We start from the raw sequence: 18971 nt of genomic DNA, 5'->3' as shown, positions 1-18971 counted from the left end.
GACGGGTCCGCCCGCGCGCGGGTCATCGGTTTCCTCGCCCTCCGGGGCAATACTGAGGCGCGTCAGCGACGCACACCGGGTGACGGAACGTCATCTGTGCGTCGGCCTCGGAGTGGTGAGGAAGCGGAGGAAGCTTGACGCGCTCGAAGTGGAGACGGCTGACCGGTGGAGCGCTCACGGGAGCCGTGTTCCTGTCCCTGCTGAACAGCCCCGCGCACGCGGCGGCGGCACCTGCACCCGACATGACGGGTCTGCGCAATGTCCTGAACACCGCCCGCGGCCAGGGCGCGCCCGGCGCGCTGGCCCGTGTCGACGACCAAGGGACCGTCCGTCAGGTCACCGTCGGCGTCGCCGACCGCACGACGAAACGCGCGCTCAGCACCGCCGACCGGTTCCGGATCGGCAGCATCACGAAGGTGTTCTCGGCGGTCGTCCTGCTCCAGCTCGTCGACGAACGCAAGCTGCGGCTCGACGCGCCGGTCAACCAGTACCTGCCGAAGCTGCTGCCGGACAACCGGATCACCGTCCGGCACGTCCTGAGCCACCGCAGCGGCCTGTACGACTACAGCAACGACATGTTCGCCAGCTCCGTCTCCGGGTTCGAGGCGGTCCGCACGAAGGTCTTCACCTACCGTCAGCTCGTCGCCCGTTCCCTGCGCCACCCGCGCACCACGAAACCGGGCGGCCCCTACCGGTACTCCAACACGAACTTCGTGGTCGCCGGAATGCTCGTCGAGAAGCTCACCGGGCACTCCGTCGCGGCGGAGTACCAGAAGCGGATCATCAAGCCGCTGAAGCTCACCGACACCGTGTACGTCCACCCCGGCGCCACGATCCCCGGCCGCCACACGCGCGGGTACCTCACCCCCGACAGGGCGGGCGCGCCTCTCGTCGACGCGACCCGGCAGACCGTGTCCTGGGCGCAGAGCGCGGGCGCGATGATCTCCAGCACGAAGGATCTCGACACGTTCCTGTCGGCCCTCATGCGCGGCAGGCTGATGTCGGCCGCGCAGCTCGCGCAGATGCAGAAGTGGGTCCCGGCCGGCACCGGCCAGGCGTACGGCCTCGGCCTGCGCCGCCGGACCCTGTCCTGCGGTGTGTCGGTGTACGGGCACACGGGCGCCGTCCAGGGCTACTACAGCTACGCGTTCACCACGAAGGACGGCCGCCGCAGCCTCGCCGCCCTCGCGAACGTCTCCAACAGCTCGCGCGTGCACACCACGATGCTGCGCACCCTGGAGTCCGCGTTCTGCGGCAAGCGCGCACAGTCCCGGGTCTCCCCCGCACCGGTCCCCGAGCGGCACGACGACCTGGCACCGGACGTCGCGCTGGACTGACCGGCGGGAACCGTCACGCCGGGCCGCCCGTTGGAAGGGGTACGGAACGACGGCGGGGCGGCACGATGAGCGAACTGGTACCCGGGGGCAACACGGCCCTCCCGAGCGGCGCGTGGACCTTCCGGGTACCGGGACCCTTCGACGTGAGCGCCCTGATCACCGACGACGACGGCAAGGTCCGCGGCGACGCGGACTTCGTGTTCTTCAACCAGCCGACGGCCCCCGGAGCGCGCCTCCACGGCGACACCCTGACCCTGGACCCGGCGAGGCTGCGAACCGGGGCCTCGCGCGTGACGCTGGTCGTCAGCCCGGCGGACCCCGGCACACAGTTGGCCCGCCTCCCCACCCCGACCCTCCAGGTCACCGACCCCCGGGGCCACGTCCTGACCCGCTTCACCCCGGCCCCCGTCCGCACGGAGACGGTCCTTCTGCTCGCGGAGGTCTACCGCAGGGCGGGCACCTGGAAGGTCCGCGCGCTGGGACAGGGGTACGCGGACGGACTGGCGGGCCTGGCACGGGACTTCGGCGTGGACGTCACGGACGACGGAGCGGAGGACCACACGGAGGCGGTCACCAGGACCGGCACGGCAGGCGGCGCACGCCGAGCACCGGCGGCTCCCGTGTCCGCCGCCCCACCCCGCCCGGCCTCCTCCGCCCACGCCCCCGACCCCGACGGCTTCCTCGCCCTCGTCAACCCCGCCCGCGCGCAAGCCGGTTCACCCCCCGTCGTCCTCGACCCCCGTCTCACCTCCGCCGCCCGCGCGCACGCCGCCGCCATGGCCGCCGCCGGGAAGCTCGGGGTCGAGGGGCGGGACGGGGTCTCCGTGTTCCAGCGGGTCACGGCGGCCGGGTTCGCGTACCTCGCTGTCGGGGAGCACCTGGTGTCCGGGCCCCGGACGCATGCCGAGTTCGTCGAGTACTGCCTGAGCGGCGGGGACACCCGCCGTACGGTTCAGGACCCGGTGTTCACGCACGTGGGTGTGGCGCGGGCCGACGCGTACTGGACCGCCGTCTGGGCGAGCCCCCTCACCCCGGCCGGGCTCGACCGGGTGGAGGCGGAGGTGCTCGAACTCACCAACCGCGAGCGGATACGCGCCGGCCTCGGGCCGCTCGCCCCCGACGGCCCCCTCGCGCGTGCGGCGCGCGCGTACTGCGTCGACATGGCGGCCCGCGCCTTCTACTCGCACACCTCCCCCGAAGGCACTCAGCCCTGGGACCGGGCCAAGGCGGCGGGTTCGGTGAAACGGTCGATCGGGGAGAACATCGCCTGCGGCCAGCGTTCGGCGGCAGAGGTGGTGGAAGGCTGGATGAACAGTCCGGGACATCGGGCCAACATCCTCAAGGCGGATTTCACCCACCTCGGTGTCGGCTTCGCAGGCGGCGGCCCCTCGGGGACGTACTGGACGCAGCTATTCGGCGCCTGAATCCCCTTTCCTCGCACATACGTTTCCCCGCACACCCCGCCGCTTTTGAATGAAAGACAGATTCCCCCCGGAAATCGCGGATGCTTTGAACGCACCGCGCCCCGCGCGCCGTACCACTGGGAAAGGGAGCGAAACTCCGGGGGTTCAGCGAGGGATGACCATGGTCAAGGCGCACGTCTCCACGCACGAGTTGATCGCCGGCAGATACCTCCTCCTCGACGTCGTCCAACGGGAGACGAACCGCGTCAGCTGGTACGGCCAGGACGCGCAGGACGGCAGGCCCTGCCTGGTGACGCGGATCGGACTGCCGGAGGGGACGGCGGAGGAGGACGGGCGGATCGCCGCGCGGGGGGTGCGGCGGATGGCGGCGACGATGACCCGGCTGTGCCCGGGACGGATCGCGGCGGTGCTCGACGCGGTCGCGGAGGACGGCTCGCTGTGGACGGTCACCGAGTGGATCGACGGCCTGCCGCTGGGGCAGCTGATCGAGCAGCAGGGCTCGTTCCACCCCGCGCGGGCGGCGGCGATCGTCCTGGAGGTCCTTGACGTCCTGGAGGTGGCGCACGGCGAGGGCATCACGCACGGCGAGCTGAGCCCGGGCCAGATCTTCGTCCGGGACCGGGGCCCCGTCGTCCTCACCGGCTTCGGTCTGGTCGGCGCGACGCTCGCGCCCCGGGTCGCGGCCCCGTCGTACGCCTCGCCGGAGCAGGCCCGCGACGAGCGGATCGGCCCGGCGGCGGACCTGTGGGCGCTGGGCGCGATCCTGTACACGCTGCTGGAGGGGCGGCCCCCGTTCCGGGACCGCGACCGGACCGACGCGACCCTGCGGGGCGTGGACCGGCTGCCCTTGCGCGCGCCCCTGCGCGCCGGTCCGCTCGCCGGGACCGTACAGGGCCTGTTGCGCAAGGACTCCCGGGAGCGGCTGACGCGGTCGGTGCTGCGGCAGTCCCTGACCCGGACGCTGGACGAGAACCCGCACCTCACCCCGGCGCCCCGGCTGCGGCGCGCGTACGCCGTGCTGCACGCGGCGCCGGCGTGGCGCGGCCGGGCGATGGCGGCGGGAACGGCGCTCGCGGTCGTGACGGTGGCCGTCGCGGCGCTCGCGGCGACGCACCAGCTGCCGGGCACGCAGGACGCGGGCACGGACGCGCAGCCCCGGCCCTCGGCGACCGCGGCGGCCCCTACGGACAACGAAGTCGGACAGACCGTCCCTCCCGCGCCTTCCCCGACCCCCACGGCGCCCGCCTCTCCGTCCGCGCCCCCGCCGTCCCCGTCGGCGCCCCCGTCCGCGTCCGCCCCGCCCGCCCCCGAGTTCCAGCGGTACCGCGCGCCCGAGGGCTTCACGATCGACCTGCCGGAGGGGTGGAAGCGGCAGGAGGTCTCGAAGCAGGGCGATCTGGCGTACCGGATCACCTTCGGCGCGAAGGGCGACGGCCGGACGCTCGCCGTCACCTACAGCACGCAGCTCGGCCCCGACCCGGTCGAGGTGTGGCGCGACACGGTCGAGCCGGAGCTGCGGCAGGAGGAGGGGTTCCGGCGGATCGGGGAGATCCGGGCGACGACGTACCAGGGGTTCAAGGCGGCCGACATGGAGTGGGTCGTGAAGGACGCGCACGGCATGTCGCTGCGGACCTTCGGGCGGGGGTTCCTGACCGGTGAGCACTCCGGGTTCTCGCTGCGCTGGACGACGCCGGAGGCGGACTGGGAGAAGCCGGCCAACGTGGAGGCGCTCAAGACGTTCTTCCGGACGTTCCGCCCGAACTGAACGGACCTTCCGGCCGAGTTGAGGTGACGTTTCGGCCGGTCCTGGCGTGACCGCGCGGGTCTTGCCAAAGCCGTATCAACGGGTCGATATAGGCTGCCGGTCTGCACGTTCCGTTCTCTTGAGGAGTCTTCCGTGACCCTGGCGATCGACCCGTCCGAGATGCCCGCCGAGGTGGAGTTCGCCCCGCTCGCCGATGCCGTGGTGCGGGACGCGCGGGAGTTCGGCGCGTACGCGCGCACCGGCGGGTGGGCCTTCGGCCTGAAGGTGGCGCGCAGTGTGCGGCCCGGCGGTCAGGCCGCGGGCGAGAGCGACAAGGTGTCGGCGAAGGAGTTCGCCGAGCTGGCCGAGTGCTCGCCCGAGCGCGTGATGCGCTACTACAAGGCGTGGGACAAGGCCGCCGACGACGGTCTCGTCCCGCAGTTCGAGGAGCTGGAACCCGGCCAGGACATCCAGCTCCCGGACGCGGACGTCTGGCTGAGCTACTACGTCTCCCGCTCCAGCGCCACTTCCGAGCGCGGCACCGCGATCTCCGAGGCGGCCGAGGCGGAGGGCATCCGGCCGACGAAGGCCCTGGAGGTCGCCGAGAACCCGACCGCCCTGCGCGCCGCGATCCTCGCCGACCCCTCCACCGCGCGCGCGGCCCGCGCCGCCCTCCTGGACCGCATCAAGGAGGACCCGACGCTCCAGGCCGAGCTGGCCCGGGACGTCGTACGGACCGACGACCTGAAGAAGGCCGTCGCCACCGAGAGCCGCTCCGCCGACCGGATCGGGTACGTCCGGCAGATCGCCGAGTCCGGCCAGGTGAAGACCCCGGCCGGGCAGATGATCGACGCGCCGGTGTCGCTGCGCGAGGAGGCCGAGCGGCACCTGTCCCTCATCGACGAGCTGAGCGACGACGAGGACGCCGGCGAGTGGGCGACCGAGGCGTACGACACGATGAAGAACCTCGTCGTGGAGACCGTCGAGGCCGATCCCGAACTGCGGGTCCAGGAGCGGCGCACGAAGTTCTACAGCAGCCTCCAGCGGGCCACGAAGGTCTTCGAGGAGCTGACCTTCGACGACGCGCAGGACTTCTACGAGGACGACATGGTCAAGCAGCTGGAGGAGTTGCAGGAGGCGATCGGAAGCTGCATCTCCTCCCTGCGCAAGGCACGGAGCGCCGAGTAGCCGCTACCAGCGGTTCTCGACCTGGTCCTTGATCCGGCGGTCGTACAGGTCCCGGATCGAGGCCAGGGTGGCGGCGTCCAGTTCGGGCAGGTCCGCGGCGCTCGCGTTGGCGCGGGCCTGTCCGGGGGTGCGGGCGCCGGGGATGACGGTGGTGACGCCGGGCTGCTGGAGGATCCAGCGCAGGGCGAGCTGGGCGGGGGTGACACCCTCGGGGGCGAGGCCCGCGAACTCGACGGCGGCCTCGACGCCGGTCGCGTAGTCGACGCCGGAGAAGGTCTCGCCCTGGTCGAAGGACTCGCCGTGCCGGTTGTAGGTGCGGTGGTCGTTGGCCGGGAACACCGTGTCCTTGGTGTACTTCCCGGACAGCAGGCCGGAGGCGAGCGGTACGCGCGCGATGATCGCGACCCCCGCCTTCTCGGCGGCCGGGAGGACCTCGGCGAGGGGCTTGAGGCGGAACGGGTTGAGGATGATCTGAACGCTCGCGACACCGGGGCGGGCGATCGCGGTGAGCGCCTCCGCGCACGTCTCGACGCTGACCCCGTAGTGCGCGATGCGCTCCTCCGCGACCAGGGTGTCGAGGGCGTCGAAGACCTCGTCGGTGGAGTAGACGGGGGTGGGCGGGCAGTGCAGCTGGACCAGGTCGAGGCGGTCGACGCCCAGGTTGCGGCGTGAACGGTCGTTCCAGGCGCGGAAGTTGTCGAGTACGTAGTTCTCGGGGAGCTGCTCGACGCGGCGGCCCATCTTGGTGGCGACGAAGATGTCCTGCTCCGGGCGGGAGCGCAGGTACGTCGCGATGGTCTGTTCGCTGAGGCCGTCGCCGTAGACGTCGGCGGTGTCGAAGAAGGTGACGCCGGACTCGACGGCCGCGTCCAGGACCGCGAGGGCCTCCTTCTCGTCGACATCGCCCCAGTCGGCGCCGAGCTGCCAGGTACCGAGGCCGATGACGGATGCGGACCGTCCGGCCCGTGTGAATGCGCGCTGCTCCATGGGCGCAGTCTGTCATCAGGGCCGGTCGGGGCGGTAACGGGGGCGCCAGGTGAAGGTCCGTCACTCGTACGGGTGATCTGTTCGGCCAGACGGCCGATATACGGACGTATGCGCTTACCGTGATCTTGTGACTGATCGCCTCGTGAACCTCCCCAGCCGCCGCGGCTTCCTCGGCGGTGCCGCCGCCGTCCTGGTGCTGCTGGCCGCCGATCCGGCCGCCGCCTCCTCGGAGCTGCCCGGCTTCCCGTCCGAGGTGGACCTGCGCCGCACCGCCTACCGCAACTGGGACGGCACGATCGTCGCCGTGGGCCTGTGGGCCTGCGTCCCCGAGACCCCCGCGCAGGCGGTCGCCGCCGTCAACTGGGCGCACGCGCAGGGCTGGACGGTCCGCGCCCGGGGCGCCTCGCACGGCTGGGCGCCGCTGACGCTCGCCGAGGACACCCCGGCGGACGCGAAGATCCTGCTCCTCGACACCTCCCGCTTCACCGGCCTCGCCCTCGACTCCCCCACCTCCGTCCGCGCGGGGACCGGCGTCCGCATGGAGACGCTGCTGGGGTTCCTGGAGGACCACGGCCTCGGCGTGACGGCCGCGCCGGCTCCCGGCGATCTGACGCTGGGCGGGGTCCTCGCGATCGACGGGCACGGGACGGCCGTTCCCGCGCGCGGGGAGAGCCGGTCGCCGGGGCAGACGTACGGGTCGCTGAGCAACCGGGTGCTGTCGCTGACGGCGGTCGTGTGGGACGGACAGGCGTACGCGCTGCGGACCTTCAGCCGTGACGAAGCGGACTGCGCCGCGCTGTTGACGCATCTGGGGCGGGTGCTCGTCGTCGAGGCCGTGCTCCGGGTGGAGGCGAACAGCAATCTGCGGTGCGTGAGCCGGACGGACATCCCGGCGAAGGAGCTGTTCGGGGAGAGCGGGCGGACGTTCGCGGGTTTCGTGGACTCCGCAGGGCGCGTGGAGGCGATCTGGTTCCCGTTCACCGAGTTCCCGTGGCTCAAGACGTGGAGCGTGGAGCCGGTCAAGCCGCTCCTGTCGCGTCGGGTCAACTCCCCGTACAACTACCCTTTCTCCGACAACCTCCCGACCCTCGTCGCCGACCTCGCCGGGCGGCTCGTCGCGGACGCGGCCTGGTATCTCGCGCCGGTTCTCGGCAACGCGCAGCTCGACGCGGCGGTGCTGGGGCTCACGGCGACGCTGTCGGCGGACCTGTGGGGGCCGTCGAAGAACACGCTGCTGTACGTCCGGCCGACGACTCTGCGGGTGCACGCGAACGGGTACGCGATCCTCACCTCACGGGATCGGATACAGCGCGTGGTGCGGGAGTTCGCGGACTTCTACCGGAAGCAGCTCGACGCGTACGCCGCGCAGGGGAAGTTCCCGGTCAACGGGGCCGTCGAGATCCGCGTGACCGGCCTCGACGACCCCGCCGACGCCGAACACGCGGGCGCGCGGGCGCCGTTGGTCTCCGCGCTGAGTCCCGCCCCCGGCCGGCCCGAGTGGGACACGGCCGTCTGGCTGGACATCCTCACGCTGCCGGGGACTCCGCACGCCGAGGAGTTCTACCGGGAGCTGGAGCGGTTCCTGCTGGACTCGTTCGACGGGACGGACGCGTTGGCGCGGGTCGAGTGGTCCAAGGGGTGGGCGTACACGGACACAGCCGCGTGGGCCGACCCCGAGGTGCTGGGGACGGCCGTTCCCGCGTCGTACGGCGCCGCGTGGGGCGAGGCCGCCGGGACGCTCCAACGGCTCGATCCGCACGGGGTGTTCAGGGCGCCCCTGCATCAGCGGCTGTTCCCGTGAGGTGCGCCTGGACCGTCGGGCCGTAGCGGGCGACGATCTCCTCGACCGGGGTGGCACGGACGGCGGCGCCGCGCGCGATGCCGTTCATGACGCCGAGGCCCAGGAGGGTCGCGAGGGCGAGTTCCGCGCGCAGGGGGGCGTCCGGGCCGGGGAGGCGGGCGGCGAGGCGGCCGGTGACCTGGGCGCGGAAGTTGGCGCGCAGGACGTCGCCGTCGTCGCCCTGGTAGGAGGCGAACACGATCCGGAGGACCGGATCGGCACCGCGCTCGCGCTGGCCCGTGACGATGTGGCGGACCATGTGCGGGCCGAGGTCCTCCAGGGGCGCGTCGAGCAGGGCCTCGACATCGGCCTCGAAGGACATCACGCGGGCGAAGAGGGCGTCCTTGTTGCCGAAGTACTTGAGCACCAGGGGCGCGCTGACGCCCGCGCGTTCGGCGACGGCCTTGAGGGTGATGTCGGTGTGCGAGCGGCGGGCCATGAGGTAGCGGGCGGCACGGAGGATGGCGGCGCGGGTGGCTTCGGCGTCGCGGCGGGGGGCGGCGGGTTCTGTGGCCGAGGGTGGAGTCGTCACGTCCCTCATGCTCCCTCCCTGATCTCGTCCCGCGTCTGCGGGTTCTCCTGCGGCTCGGGCTCGGACTTCTCGTCCCCCGGAATCGTCAGCGCCACCGCACTCGCCCCCAACGCCACCACCCCCGCGACCCCGAACGCGAGCAGATACCCGTGCAGCGTAGGCACCGGCACCCCGCCCACCGTCCCCGCGTGATGGACCAGCACCGCCGCGACCGCCGCGCTCGACACCGCCTGCCCGATGGTCCGCATCAGGACGTTCACCCCGTTCGCGGACGCCGTCTGGTTCGCGGGGACCGCGCGCAGGATCAGCGACGGCAGCGCCGAGTACGCGAGCGTCGTACCGACCGACACCACCGCAGCGCCGATCATGATCATCCACAGGGAGTGGCTGTCGGCGATCCGCACGGCGTACCCGCAGGCAATGACCGCCGCGCCGAGCGCGAGGGTGAGCCGGGGTCCGCGTGCCGCCGAGAAGCGGGCCGAGAGCGGGGAGATCAGCAGCATGATGATGCCGCCGGGCAGCAGGACGAGGCCGGTCTCGACGATGGTGAGGCCGAGCCCGTACCCGGTGGCCTTCGGCGCCTGGACGAGCTGCGCGGTCACGAGGGAGTTGGCGTAGAACGCGAACCCGGTGAGCAGCGCGGCGACATGGGAGAGGCCCACACTGGGGCGGCTCACGAGCCGCAGGTCCACCAGGGGTCGCTCGCCCCGCAGTTGCTGCCACCACCACAGCGCGAGGATCACCCCGGCGGCGACGAACAGGCCGACGATCCGTCCGCTCCCCCACCCCCACTGACCGCCCTGCGACACCCCGAGCAGCAGGCACACGAGCCCCGCCGCGAGCCCGAGCGCGCCAATCACGTCGAACCGCCCCGGCTCACGCACCGGCGACTCCGGCACCGCCCACAGGATCAGCACGACGCCGAGCGCGCCGAGCGCCGCGGTGACCCAGAACATGACGTGCCAGTCGGCGTACTGGATGACGACGGCGGCGGCCGGCAGGCCCAGCGCGGCGCCGATGCCGACGGTGGAACTCATCAGGGCGACGGCCGATCCCCGCTTCTCCGCCGGGAGTTCGTCGCGCAGGACGCTGATGGAGAGCGGAACGACCGCGGAGGCGGCGCCCTGGAGAGCGCGCGCCGCGATGAGGATGCCGATCTGGGAGGTGAGCGCGCAGATCACCGAGCCGATCGCGAGAAGCGCGAACGACAGCAGGAGGACGCGCCGCTTGCCGTACATGTCGCCGGCGCGGCCGAGGACCGGGGTGAGGACGGCGCCGGAGAGGAGGGAGGCGGTGACCATCCAGGACACGGCGGCCGGGGAGGAGTGCGTCAGGCGGGGCAGGTCGGGCAGGAGGGGGATCACGACCGTCTGCATGACGGCCATGAGGATGCCGCCGTAGGCCAGGACCGGGACGGTGAACCGGCTGCGCGGACCGTCCGGCCTGGTGACGGGTATCGGGACGGGCGAGGCCATGGGGTCTCCAGCGGCGGCGAAAATATGGTGAATGGCGATTCACCGTAGGGGTGAATCGCCATTCACCGCAAGCCGCTCACTTCTTCGACGTCAGCACCCGCGCGTGCACCCCCCGAGCCACCACCGGCCCCAGCCACCGCTTGAACCGCCGCAACGCCTCCAGCGACCCCGCCGCCCGGTCCAGCCGGTAGTACAACTGCGGTGGCACATACGGCAGCAACGGCGAGTGCCGCTGCCCCAGCAGCGCGAACATCTGCTCCGGCGGCAGATCGATGTACCGCGCGAGGTTCTCGTACCACTGGGCGCTGTACCGGGCGGCGCTCTGCGTCGACAAGAGCGCCGCCTTGCGCTCCCCCTCGTACGCGGCGAGCGCGGACGGCAGGTCAGCACCGGAGCCGAGGGCATCGGCAAGCGCCATCGCATCCTCCAGCGCGAGAGTCGTCCCCGCGCCGATGGAATAGTGCGTCGTGTGCGCGGCATCGCCGAGCAGGACGACGTTCCCGTGGTGCCAGGTCCGGTTCGTGAGCGTGCGGAACACCGGCCAAGGACCCGGTTCGCGGCCGATCAGCCCGTGCCCGTCGAGGATGTGCGCGAACAGCTTCTCCAGCACCGGAAGGCTGTCGTCCCCGTCGAGACCGAGGCCCGCGACCGTCTCGGGGGCGCACTCGATGACGCAGGTGCTGTGGCCGTCGTCGTAGGGATAGCCGTAGCACCAGACCCAGCCGTGCTCGGTCTCGACGAACGCGAAGGTGAAGGTGGGGAAGACCTTGGTGGTGCCGAGCCAGACGTAGGCGTTGCGGCCGTCGACGAGTTCGGCGCCGAAGCCGGCGGCGTGCCGGGTGCGCGAGGAGCTGTGGACGCCGTCGGCCGCGACGACCAGGTCGGCATCGGGCAGGCCGTCGATCTCGGACTCGAACTCCAGCCGGACCCCCAGTTCGCGGGCGCGGGCCGCGAGGATCTCCAGCATGCGGTGGCGGCCGATGCCGTGCCCCTCGTCGCCGGGCTGGCGGGTGGCGGTGCCGCGAATGTGGGCGACGCCCTCGGTCCAGCGGACGGACGCGGCGTCGATCTCGCGGGCGGACTCGGGGTCGTACCGGTGGAGCTTCTCCAGGAGTTCACGCCAGTACGTGACGCCCCAGCCGTAGGTCGAGCCCTCCGGATTGCGTTCGTGGACGGTGATGTCGTACGACGGGTTCCGTCTCTTGAGCAGGATCGAGAGATACAGGCCGGCGGGCCCGCCACCGACGCAGGCGACCTTCACGCACACCTCTGAAATTGACCGAACGTGGGCAAGTGACGACGCAGGGTAGCAGCCGGTGGGCGTCGTTCAGCGCACGTGCGACACGAGGTGCTGTCAGCCGGTAGCCTCCGCGCGGCACTCCGGGTGACCCCAGCCCTGAGCGTTCTTCGCGATGTCCTCGCCGGCCGCGTAGGAGCGTCCGCAGAGGCAGCGGCCGGGGAACTTGGCCTTGAGGGTGCGGGAGGAGGAACCGGCCGTCTTGCGCGCGGCGGGCTTCCCACCGCGTCGCGCACCGCCCCCGGACGACGGCGTCATCGACGACGGCGGCGGCTCCGGCGAGCCGAGTTCGCTCCCCGCCGCCTCCTGCACGATCGCCGCCTGGCTCGCGGCGCGGTCCGCGAAGTCGTTCAGGGGGTCCCCGTCGACCTGGTGCGCGGGGACGTAGCGGAACTCGACGGTGCGCCCGCCGAGGAGTTCGTCGATGCGGACGACGAGTTCCTGGTTGGCGACGGGCTTGCCGCCGGACGTCTTCCAGCCGTTGCGCTTCCAGCCGGGCAGCCAGGTGGTGACCGCCTTCATCGCGTACTGCGAGTCCATCCGCACCTCAAGGGGTACGTCAGGGTCGGTGGCGGTCAGCAGCCGTTCCAGCGCGGTGAGTTCGGCGACGTTGTTGGTGGCCTTGCCGAGCGGCCCCGCCTCCCAGCGGACCGGGGTCGAGGCGTCGTCGGAGACCACCCACGCCCAGGCCGCAGGTCCAGGATTGCCCTTCGAAGCACCGTCGCACGCGGCCACCAGTCGTTCACGCATGGACTCGATCATGCCACGTCGGTGAGCGTCGGCTGTTCCCCCTCCGTCGTCGTCACGTCGATCACGGAGAAGCTCGCGCCCTGGGGGTCGCTGAGTGCCGCGAACCGCCCGAAAGGCATGGTCATCGGCCCGAACCGGAGGATGCCGCCGCCGTCGACAGCGCGCTGTACGGCGGCGTCGCAGTCGTCGACGGTGAAGTAGACGTTGACGTACGACGGGACCTGCGGCGGGAATTCCTCCCCCATCTGCATGCGGCCCATCACCATGGTGTCGCCGAGCTGGTAGATGCGGAAGTTGACCGCGTCGTCGGCCATCTCCTTGACCCGGTAGCCGAAGACGGCCGGGAAGAACGCGTCCGCCTTCTCGGGCTCCCGCGTGAAGACCTCGGCCCAGCAGTACGCGCCGGGGACGGCGACCGCCTCGAAGCCCTCGTGGGTCCCGGCCTGCCAGACCCCGAAGACGGCGCCGCTGGGGTCGCGCGCCAGGCACATGCTGCCGAAGTCACCGACCTGCATGGGCTCCATCAGCACTTCCCCGCCGTGCTCGCGGACCTTCGCGGCGGTCGCGGCGGCGTCCGCCGAGGCGAGGTACAAGCACCACTGCGAGACGCCCTCCTGGCCGGGCATGGGCGGTACGACGGCGGCGACCGCCTTGCCGCCCACGTACGCCTGCGTGTAGCTGCCGAACTCCGACGCCGCCTCGCCGAAGGTCCAGCCGAGGACGTCGCCGTAGAAACTCTTCGCGCCTTCGACGTCCGTGAACATCGCATCCGCCCAGCAGGGCGTTCCCTCGGGCTGCACGGCCATGACCGCGCCCCTTCCGATCGGCCGACAGGTCTGGGTCCCACGCTAGCCACGCACCCGCCGGGCCGCACCGCGAACGCTGTCGACAAAACCTCTAACACAGAACCGGACGTTCCACATATTCCCCTTGAGGGTGACGCGGGAGCGTGGTGGATCACGGTTTCTGCTTCCGTCGATCCGTCCGTGCGACCGCCATGCGATGGCGCCACCCCCGAACGCCGGTGCGCGGTCGTCGTACGACCGGGTTGGCTGCTCGTACGCATCCGGCCGGCGACGGCGGGAGCCTGCTCTGTCCAGCTCACGGGAGTGAATGTGTCCACACCGGACGGTGTCACCACCGCCCCGCTCACCAGTCTCGGCACCCGGGCCGCGCGTCAGCTCGCCACCGTCACCAAGTCCGAACCGCAGATGCGGGGCATCAGCTCGCGCTGGCTGATCCGCTCGCTGCCCTGGATCGACGTGCGGGGCGGCACCTACCGCGTCAACCGGCGGCTCCAGCTGACGGTGGGGCGGGGCCGGGTCCGGTTCGAGCAGAACGGCGCGGACGACGTCCGGATCATCCCCGAGACCCTCACCGAACTCGCCCCGCTGCGCGGCTACGGCGACGCCGGGGTGCTGCGGGAGCTGGCGGGCCGGTTCACCGCGCGCGAGGTGCGCGCGGGCGAGGTGCTGTGCGAGGCGGGGCAGCCGGCCGCCGAGGCGTACGTGGTGGCGCACGGCCGGTTCACGCGGTTCACGGCGGGGGCGTACGGCGAGGAGGAGGTCGTCGGGATCGTCTCCGGGGGCGACCAGCTGGGGGACATCGGGACGCCGGACGCGCTGTGGGGCGCGTCGGTGCGCGCGGACACGGCGGGCGTGGTGCTGACGCTGCCGTCGGACGCCGTACGGGAGCTGACCGCGCGTGTGCCGTCGCTGGCGGCGCACTTCGTGGCGTACGCGGCGAGACAGCGGCTGCCGGTGAACCGCAAGGGCGAGGCGGCGATCCCGCTCCAGGCGGGGCACGTCGGGGAGCCGACGATCGACGCCGGGTTCGTGGACTACGAACTCTCGCCGCGCGAGTACGAGTTGTCGCTGACCCAGACGATCCTGAAGGTCCACACCCGGGTCGCCGACCTCTACAACGAGCCGATGGACCAGACCCACCAGCAGCTGCGGCTGACGGTGGAGGAGATCCGGGAGCGCCAGGAGTGGGAGCTGGTCAACAACCGGGAGTTCGGGCTCCTGCACGCCACGGACTACGACCAGCGCATCCCCACGTCCGGTGGGCCGCCGACGCCGGACGACATGGACGAGCTGCTGTCGATGCGGCGCAGGACGACGCTGTTCCTGGCGCATCCCAAGGCGATCGTGGCGTTCTTCCGGCAGCTCAACCGGCGCGGTCTGATGCCGGCCCCGGCCGAGGTGAACGGCCATCACGTGCCCGCGTGGCGGGGGGTGCCGATCTTCCCGTGCGGCAAGATCCCGGTCGGCAAGGACCTGACGACCAGCATCATCGCGCTGCGCACCGGCGAGGAGGACCAGGGCGTCGTCGGCCTGTACCAGACCGGCATCCCGGAGGAGTACCAGCCGGGCCTGAACGTGCGGTTCATGGGCATCGACCAGAACGCGATCATCCGCTACCTCGTCACCGCGTACTACTCGATGGCGGTGCTGACGCCGGACGCGGTCGGAATCCTGGAGAACGTACAGATCGGACGGTCGGAATGAGCTACGCGCCTCCCGGGCCCCCCGCCCCCTTCCGGCCGCTGAACGCCAGGCGGACCGGTGTCGTCCCCGGCCTCAAGTACCGCCAGGTGGAACCCGCCGACCCGGTGAAGGCCGCGGAGGTGGACCGCCGGCTGGAGGAGTGGGCCAACGAGCTGGAGCTGTTCCCGCCGGAGTGGCACGGCGACTTCTCCGGCTTCCAGTTCGGCCGGGCCGTCGTCCTCCAGCATCCGAACGCCCTCGACGTCGAGCGGCTGGTGGCGGCCGGGAAGCTGCTGCTCGCCGAGAACATCGTCGACGACTGCTACTGCGAGGAGGCCGAGGGCCGGGGCGGCTCGGCGGCCGGGCTCGGCGGGCGGCTCGTCATCGCGCAGTCGGCCCTCGACCCCTTCCACGGCCCGGCGGACCTCACCGAGGAGTGGCACGCGGGGATGCAGGCGGACAGCCCGCTGCGCTCCTACTTCTGGGCCATGAAGGACTACGCGGCGCTCTCCACCCCGAGCCAGGCGGACCGGTTCGTGCACGACATGGCGCGGCTGCACCTCGGCTACCTCGGCGAGGCGGCCTGGGCGCAGACCGGGTACGTCCCGAAGGTGTGGGAGTACCTGGTGATGCGCCAGTTCAACAACTTCCGGCCCTGTCTGTCGATCGTGGACGCGGTCGACGGGTACGAGCTGCCGGAGCAGATCTACGTCCGGCCCGAGATCCAGCGGATCACCGCGCTCGCGTCGAACGCGACGACCCTCGTCAACGACCTGTACTCCTTCACCAAGGAGCTGGCCACCGACCCCGAGCACCTCAACCTCCCGCAGGTCATCGCCGCGAACGACAAGCGGGGCCTGAAGGCCGCCTATCTCAAGGCGGTCGAGATCCACAACCGGATCATGGAGGAGTTCGAGGCGGAGTCCGCCCTGCTCGGGGCACTGTCCCCGCTCGCGGAGCGCTATGCGCGCAGCCTGGACGACTGGGTGGCGGGCAACCACGAGTGGCACGCCACCAACACCCACCGCTACTACCTGCCCGACTACTGGTGAGACCCGGCCGGCTCCGGCCGGCCGCGGCACGACCTGTTCACCGCACGACGTTCACCGCACGACAGAGGAGCAACCGTTGACCACTGCCCACGACGCCGGACCCCGTCTCGCCTCGGTGCCCACCCAGTCCGTCTACCAGACCCGCATCGCGGACTACTGGAACGCCGAGGAGAACCCGGTCAACCTCGACCTGGGCCGGATCGACGACCTGTACCACCACCACTACGGCATCGGCGACGCCGACTGGAGCGTCCTCGACGACCCCGATCCTCTCCAGCGCCGCGAGCGCCTCACGGCCGAGCTGCACCGCCTCGAACACGCGCAGGCCGAGCTGCTGGCGGCCAAGTTGGGCCCGCTGACGGCCGAGGACCGGGTCTTCGACGCGGGCTGCGGGCGCGGCGGCGGCAGCGTCACCGCGCACCTGCGGTACGGCTGCGGCGCGGACGGCGTGACGCTCTCCACGAAGCAGGCGGAGTTCGCCAACGCGCAGGCCCGCAAGCGGGGTATCGACGACAAGGTCGCCTACCACACCCGCAACATGCTGGACACCGGCTTCGAGACGGGCGCGTACGCGGCGTCCTGGAACAACGAGTCGACGATGTACGTCGAGCTGGACCTGCTCTTCGCCGAGCACGCGCGGCTGCTGCGCCGGGGCGGCCGGTACGTCACGATCACCGGCTGCTACAACGACACGTACGGGCAGGCCTCGCGCGAGGTGTCGCTGATCAACGCGCACTACATCTGCGACATCCACCCGCGTTCGGAGTACTTCCGGGCGATGGCGAAGAACCGGCTCGTGCCGGTCCACGTCGAGGATCTCACGCAGGCGGCGCTCCCCTACTGGGAGCTGCGCGCGCAGGCGGACCATCTGGTCACCGGGATCGAGGAAACGTTCCTGACGGCGTACCGCAACGGCAGTTTCCAGTACCTGATGATCGTCGCGGACCGTATCTGACGTACCGCGCGGGGCTCCGGCCGGGCCGTACGGTCCGGCCGGGGCTTCTCCGTGCCGCGCGCCGGGTCACTCCCCGTCGGCCGCCTTCTCCAGGGCGGCGATGTCGAGCTTGCCCATCTTCAGCATGGCCGCCATCACGCGGGCGGAGCGGCCCTCGTCGGAGCCCTGGAAGATCTCCATGAACCGGGTGGGGACGACCTGCCAGGAGAGCCCGAACCTGTCCTTCAGCCACCCGCAGGGGCCGGGCTCGCCGCCGTCCTCGGTCAGCTTGTTCCAGTAGTAGTCGACCTCTTCCTGGTCCGCGCACAGGATCTGGAAGGAGATCGACTCGTTGAACGTGAACTCGGGTCCGCCGTTGAGGGCCACGAACCGCTGGCCGTTCGCGGTGAACTCCGCGGTCAGGACGGTGCCGGCGGGCTGCGGGGCGCCCTCGGGGTAGCGGGACACCTTGCCGATGCTGGAGTTCTTGAAGACCGAGACGTAGTAGTGCGCGGCGTCCTCCGCCTGGTCGTCGAACCAGAGGCAGGTGGTGAATCCGTCGGTGGTCATGGGTGCTCCCCAAGGTCGTGGACGACACGGTCATGGATATCGACCGGACCGCCGCCGCGAACTCATCGCTCCCGCGCGAAAAATATTCGGCGGGTTCCCCGGGCGCCCCGAACTAGCATCCCGGTCATGACGATCCACCCGTTCCGCATCGCCGTCCCGCAGGCCGATCTGGACGACCTCCACGCCCGCCTCGACCGCACCCGCTGGCCCGACCAGATCCCGGGTTCCGGTTGGTCGTACGGCATTCCGGTGGACTATCTGCGGGAGCTGGCGCACCACTGGCGGCACGTGTACGACTGGCGGGCGGCCGAGGCGCGGCTGAACGAGTGGCCGCAGTTCACGACCGTCGTCGACGGCGCCCGCGTCCACTTCGCGCACGTCCGCTCCCCCGAGCCCGACGCGACGCCGCTGATCCTCACGCACGGCTGGCCCGGGTCGGTCGTGGAGTTCCTGGAGGTCGTCGGCCCGCTCACCGACCCCGTGGCGTACGGCGGTGACGCGGCCGACGCCTTCCATGTCGTCGTCCCGAGCATCCCGGGGTTCGGGTTCTCGGGGCCGACCACCGAGAGCGGCTGGGAGGCGGGGCGGATCGCGGACGCGTGGGCCGAGCTGATGACGCGCCTCGGGTACGAGCGGTTCGGCGCGCAGGGCGGTGACTGGGGGGCCGCGATCTCCCGGGAGCTGGGGCGCGCGCACCCCGAGCGGCTCGTCGGCGTCCACCTCAACCTGCTGCCGGGAGCGCAGGCGACGACGGAACCCACCGAGGAGGAACTGGCCGCGCTGCCCCCGGCCGAGCGGGAGCGGACGCTGACCTCCTGGCGGGAGTGGTCCGCGTGGATGGCCGACGCGTCCGCGTACGCCGCGCTCCAGGCGACCCGCCCGCAGACCCTGTCGTACGGGCTCACGGACTCGCCGGTCGGCCAACTCGCGTGGATCGTCGAGAAGTTCCGGGAGTGGTCGGACGCGCGGGAGGTGCCGGAGGAGGCGGTGGCGCGGGATCTGATGCTGACGAACGTGATGGTCTACTGGCTGACCGGCACGGCGAACTCCGCGTCCCGCGTGTACTACGAGCGGGCCCACACCACGACGGGCCGTATCGCCCGGCCCACCGCGTTCTCGACCGCGCCCACCGGGCTCGCCGTCTTCCCGGGCGACCCGCAGATCCCGCTGCGGCACCGGGCCGCGCTGACGGACACGGTCGTGCGGTGGACGCAGTACGACCGGGGCGGGCACTTCGCGGCGATGGAGGAGCCGGATCTGTTGGTCGGGGATGTGCGGGCGTTCTTCCGGCAGTTGCGGGAGGGCTGAGTCTGCTCTCGGCAGAGCCGCTCTGCCCACGGCAGAGAAACCGC

The 18971-nt window shown here is 71.6% G+C and carries 16 protein-coding genes; 9 read left to right on the top strand and 7 right to left on the bottom strand.

Features of this window, described 5'->3' with window-relative positions:
- The first annotated feature begins 134 nt into the window (after positions 1-134).
- From J8M50_RS45215 to J8M50_RS45200, 4 genes are all read left to right on the top strand, one after another.
- A complete protein-coding gene (locus tag J8M50_RS45215; protein WP_010357254.1) occupies positions 135-1337 on the top strand; it encodes a serine hydrolase domain-containing protein in 1203 nt (400 codons plus the stop codon).
- A gap of 65 nt (positions 1338-1402) precedes the next feature.
- Positions 1403-2761, top strand: a complete 1359-nt coding sequence (locus J8M50_RS45210; protein WP_010357253.1) for a CAP domain-containing protein — start codon at positions 1403-1405, stop codon at positions 2759-2761.
- Positions 2762-2915: 154 nt separating this feature from the next.
- On the top strand, positions 2916-4526 hold the full coding sequence (locus tag J8M50_RS45205) for a serine/threonine protein kinase (RefSeq protein WP_075824348.1): 1611 nt from the start codon (positions 2916-2918) through the stop codon (positions 4524-4526).
- A 132-nt stretch (positions 4527-4658) separates the two neighbouring features.
- Entirely contained in the window at positions 4659-5693 is a 1035-nt protein-coding gene (locus J8M50_RS45200; RefSeq protein ID WP_010356458.1) for a hypothetical protein, read from the top strand.
- Between the two features lie 3 nt (positions 5694-5696).
- Here the strand turns inward: J8M50_RS45200 and J8M50_RS45195 are convergent, their stop codons facing one another.
- Positions 5697-6680: an aldo/keto reductase gene (locus tag J8M50_RS45195; protein WP_010356459.1), complete on the bottom strand. Its 984-nt coding sequence runs from the start codon at positions 6678-6680 to the stop codon at positions 5697-5699.
- A 127-nt stretch (positions 6681-6807) separates the two neighbouring features.
- On the opposite strand from J8M50_RS45195, the gene J8M50_RS45190 reads away from it, so the two are divergent.
- Complete coding sequence (locus J8M50_RS45190; RefSeq protein ID WP_029184221.1) at positions 6808-8481, top strand: cholesterol oxidase substrate-binding domain-containing protein; 1674 nt, start codon at positions 6808-6810, stop codon at positions 8479-8481.
- On the opposite strand, the gene J8M50_RS45185 is transcribed toward J8M50_RS45190, so the two are convergent.
- The 5 genes from J8M50_RS45185 to J8M50_RS45165 all read right to left on the bottom strand — a co-directional run bounded on the left by J8M50_RS45185 (position 8447) and on the right by J8M50_RS45165 (position 13380).
- Positions 8447-9061, bottom strand: a complete 615-nt coding sequence (locus J8M50_RS45185; RefSeq protein WP_010356461.1) for a TetR/AcrR family transcriptional regulator — start codon at positions 9059-9061, stop codon at positions 8447-8449. The genes J8M50_RS45190 and J8M50_RS45185 overlap by 35 nt on opposite strands.
- The gene (locus tag J8M50_RS45180) at positions 9058-10527 is read right to left on the bottom strand and encodes an MFS transporter (RefSeq protein ID WP_059045374.1); all 1470 of its coding nucleotides are present in this window, start codon (positions 10525-10527) and stop codon (positions 9058-9060) included. The genes J8M50_RS45185 and J8M50_RS45180 overlap by 4 nt, the downstream gene beginning before the upstream one ends.
- A 76-nt stretch (positions 10528-10603) precedes the next feature.
- Positions 10604-11794, bottom strand: a complete 1191-nt coding sequence (locus J8M50_RS45175) for an FAD-dependent monooxygenase (protein WP_029184222.1) — start codon at positions 11792-11794, stop codon at positions 10604-10606.
- Positions 11795-11881: 87 nt separating this feature from the next.
- Positions 11882-12586 carry a ribonuclease H family protein gene (locus tag J8M50_RS45170; RefSeq protein WP_029184223.1) on the bottom strand — a complete coding sequence of 235 codons (705 nt, stop codon included), beginning with the start codon at positions 12584-12586 and terminating at the stop codon, positions 11882-11884.
- The gene (locus J8M50_RS45165; protein ID WP_010356466.1) at positions 12583-13380 is read right to left on the bottom strand and encodes a VOC family protein; all 798 of its coding nucleotides are present in this window, start codon (positions 13378-13380) and stop codon (positions 12583-12585) included. The genes J8M50_RS45170 and J8M50_RS45165 overlap by 4 nt, the downstream gene beginning before the upstream one ends.
- Positions 13381-13689: 309 nt before the next feature.
- On the opposite strand from J8M50_RS45165, the gene J8M50_RS45160 reads away from it, so the two are divergent.
- The 3 genes from J8M50_RS45160 (at position 13690) to J8M50_RS45150 (ending at position 17070) form a co-directional block, all read left to right on the top strand.
- The gene (locus J8M50_RS45160; protein WP_010356467.1) at positions 13690-15084 is read left to right on the top strand and encodes a family 2B encapsulin nanocompartment shell protein; all 1395 of its coding nucleotides are present in this window, start codon (positions 13690-13692) and stop codon (positions 15082-15084) included.
- Positions 15081-16115: a family 2 encapsulin nanocompartment cargo protein terpene cyclase gene (locus tag J8M50_RS45155; protein WP_010356468.1), complete on the top strand. Its 1035-nt coding sequence runs from the start codon at positions 15081-15083 to the stop codon at positions 16113-16115. The genes J8M50_RS45160 and J8M50_RS45155 overlap by 4 nt, the downstream gene beginning before the upstream one ends.
- A gap of 76 nt (positions 16116-16191) precedes the next feature.
- Positions 16192-17070: a geranyl diphosphate 2-C-methyltransferase gene (locus tag J8M50_RS45150; protein WP_010356469.1), complete on the top strand. Its 879-nt coding sequence runs from the start codon at positions 16192-16194 to the stop codon at positions 17068-17070.
- A 66-nt stretch (positions 17071-17136) separates the two neighbouring features.
- Here J8M50_RS45150 and J8M50_RS45145 read toward each other — a convergent pair whose 3' ends face one another.
- The gene (locus tag J8M50_RS45145; protein ID WP_010356470.1) at positions 17137-17619 is read right to left on the bottom strand and encodes a VOC family protein; all 483 of its coding nucleotides are present in this window, start codon (positions 17617-17619) and stop codon (positions 17137-17139) included.
- Between the two features lie 126 nt (positions 17620-17745).
- On the opposite strand from J8M50_RS45145, the gene J8M50_RS45140 reads away from it, so the two are divergent.
- Entirely contained in the window at positions 17746-18927 is a 1182-nt protein-coding gene (locus J8M50_RS45140) for an epoxide hydrolase family protein (RefSeq protein WP_010356471.1), read from the top strand.
- The last annotated feature ends 44 nt before the right edge of the window (positions 18928-18971 follow it).

This window comes from Streptomyces acidiscabies (genome assembly GCF_020010905.1).
Lineage (GTDB): Bacteria > Actinomycetota > Actinomycetes > Streptomycetales > Streptomycetaceae > Streptomyces > Streptomyces acidiscabies.
Note: the sequence above shows the minus strand (reverse complement) of the source record. Positions and strands in the feature narration are given on the sequence as shown.

What these genes read in the sequence shown, in the direction of transcription:
- J8M50_RS45180 (WP_059045374.1), bottom strand. Translation starts at nt 10,527, where the DNA reads ATGGCCTCGCCCGTCCCGATACCCGTCACCAGGCCGGACGGTCCGCGC.
- J8M50_RS45165 (WP_010356466.1), bottom strand. Translation starts at nt 13,380, where the DNA reads ATGGCCGTGCAGCCCGAGGGAACGCCCTGCTGGGCGGATGCGATGTTC.
- J8M50_RS45210 (WP_010357253.1), top strand. Translation starts at nt 1,403, where the DNA reads ATGAGCGAACTGGTACCCGGGGGCAACACGGCCCTCCCGAGCGGCGCG.
- J8M50_RS45155 (WP_010356468.1), top strand. Translation starts at nt 15,081, where the DNA reads ATGAGCTACGCGCCTCCCGGGCCCCCCGCCCCCTTCCGGCCGCTGAAC.
- J8M50_RS45185 (WP_010356461.1), bottom strand. Translation starts at nt 9,061, where the DNA reads ATGAGGGACGTGACGACTCCACCCTCGGCCACAGAACCCGCCGCCCCC.
- J8M50_RS45140 (WP_010356471.1), top strand. Translation starts at nt 17,746, where the DNA reads ATGACGATCCACCCGTTCCGCATCGCCGTCCCGCAGGCCGATCTGGAC.
- J8M50_RS45195 (WP_010356459.1), bottom strand. Translation starts at nt 6,680, where the DNA reads ATGGAGCAGCGCGCATTCACACGGGCCGGACGGTCCGCATCCGTCATC.
- J8M50_RS45145 (WP_010356470.1), bottom strand. Translation starts at nt 17,619, where the DNA reads ATGACCACCGACGGATTCACCACCTGCCTCTGGTTCGACGACCAGGCG.
- J8M50_RS45170 (WP_029184223.1), bottom strand. Translation starts at nt 12,586, where the DNA reads ATGATCGAGTCCATGCGTGAACGACTGGTGGCCGCGTGCGACGGTGCT.
- J8M50_RS45205 (WP_075824348.1), top strand. Translation starts at nt 2,916, where the DNA reads ATGACCATGGTCAAGGCGCACGTCTCCACGCACGAGTTGATCGCCGGC.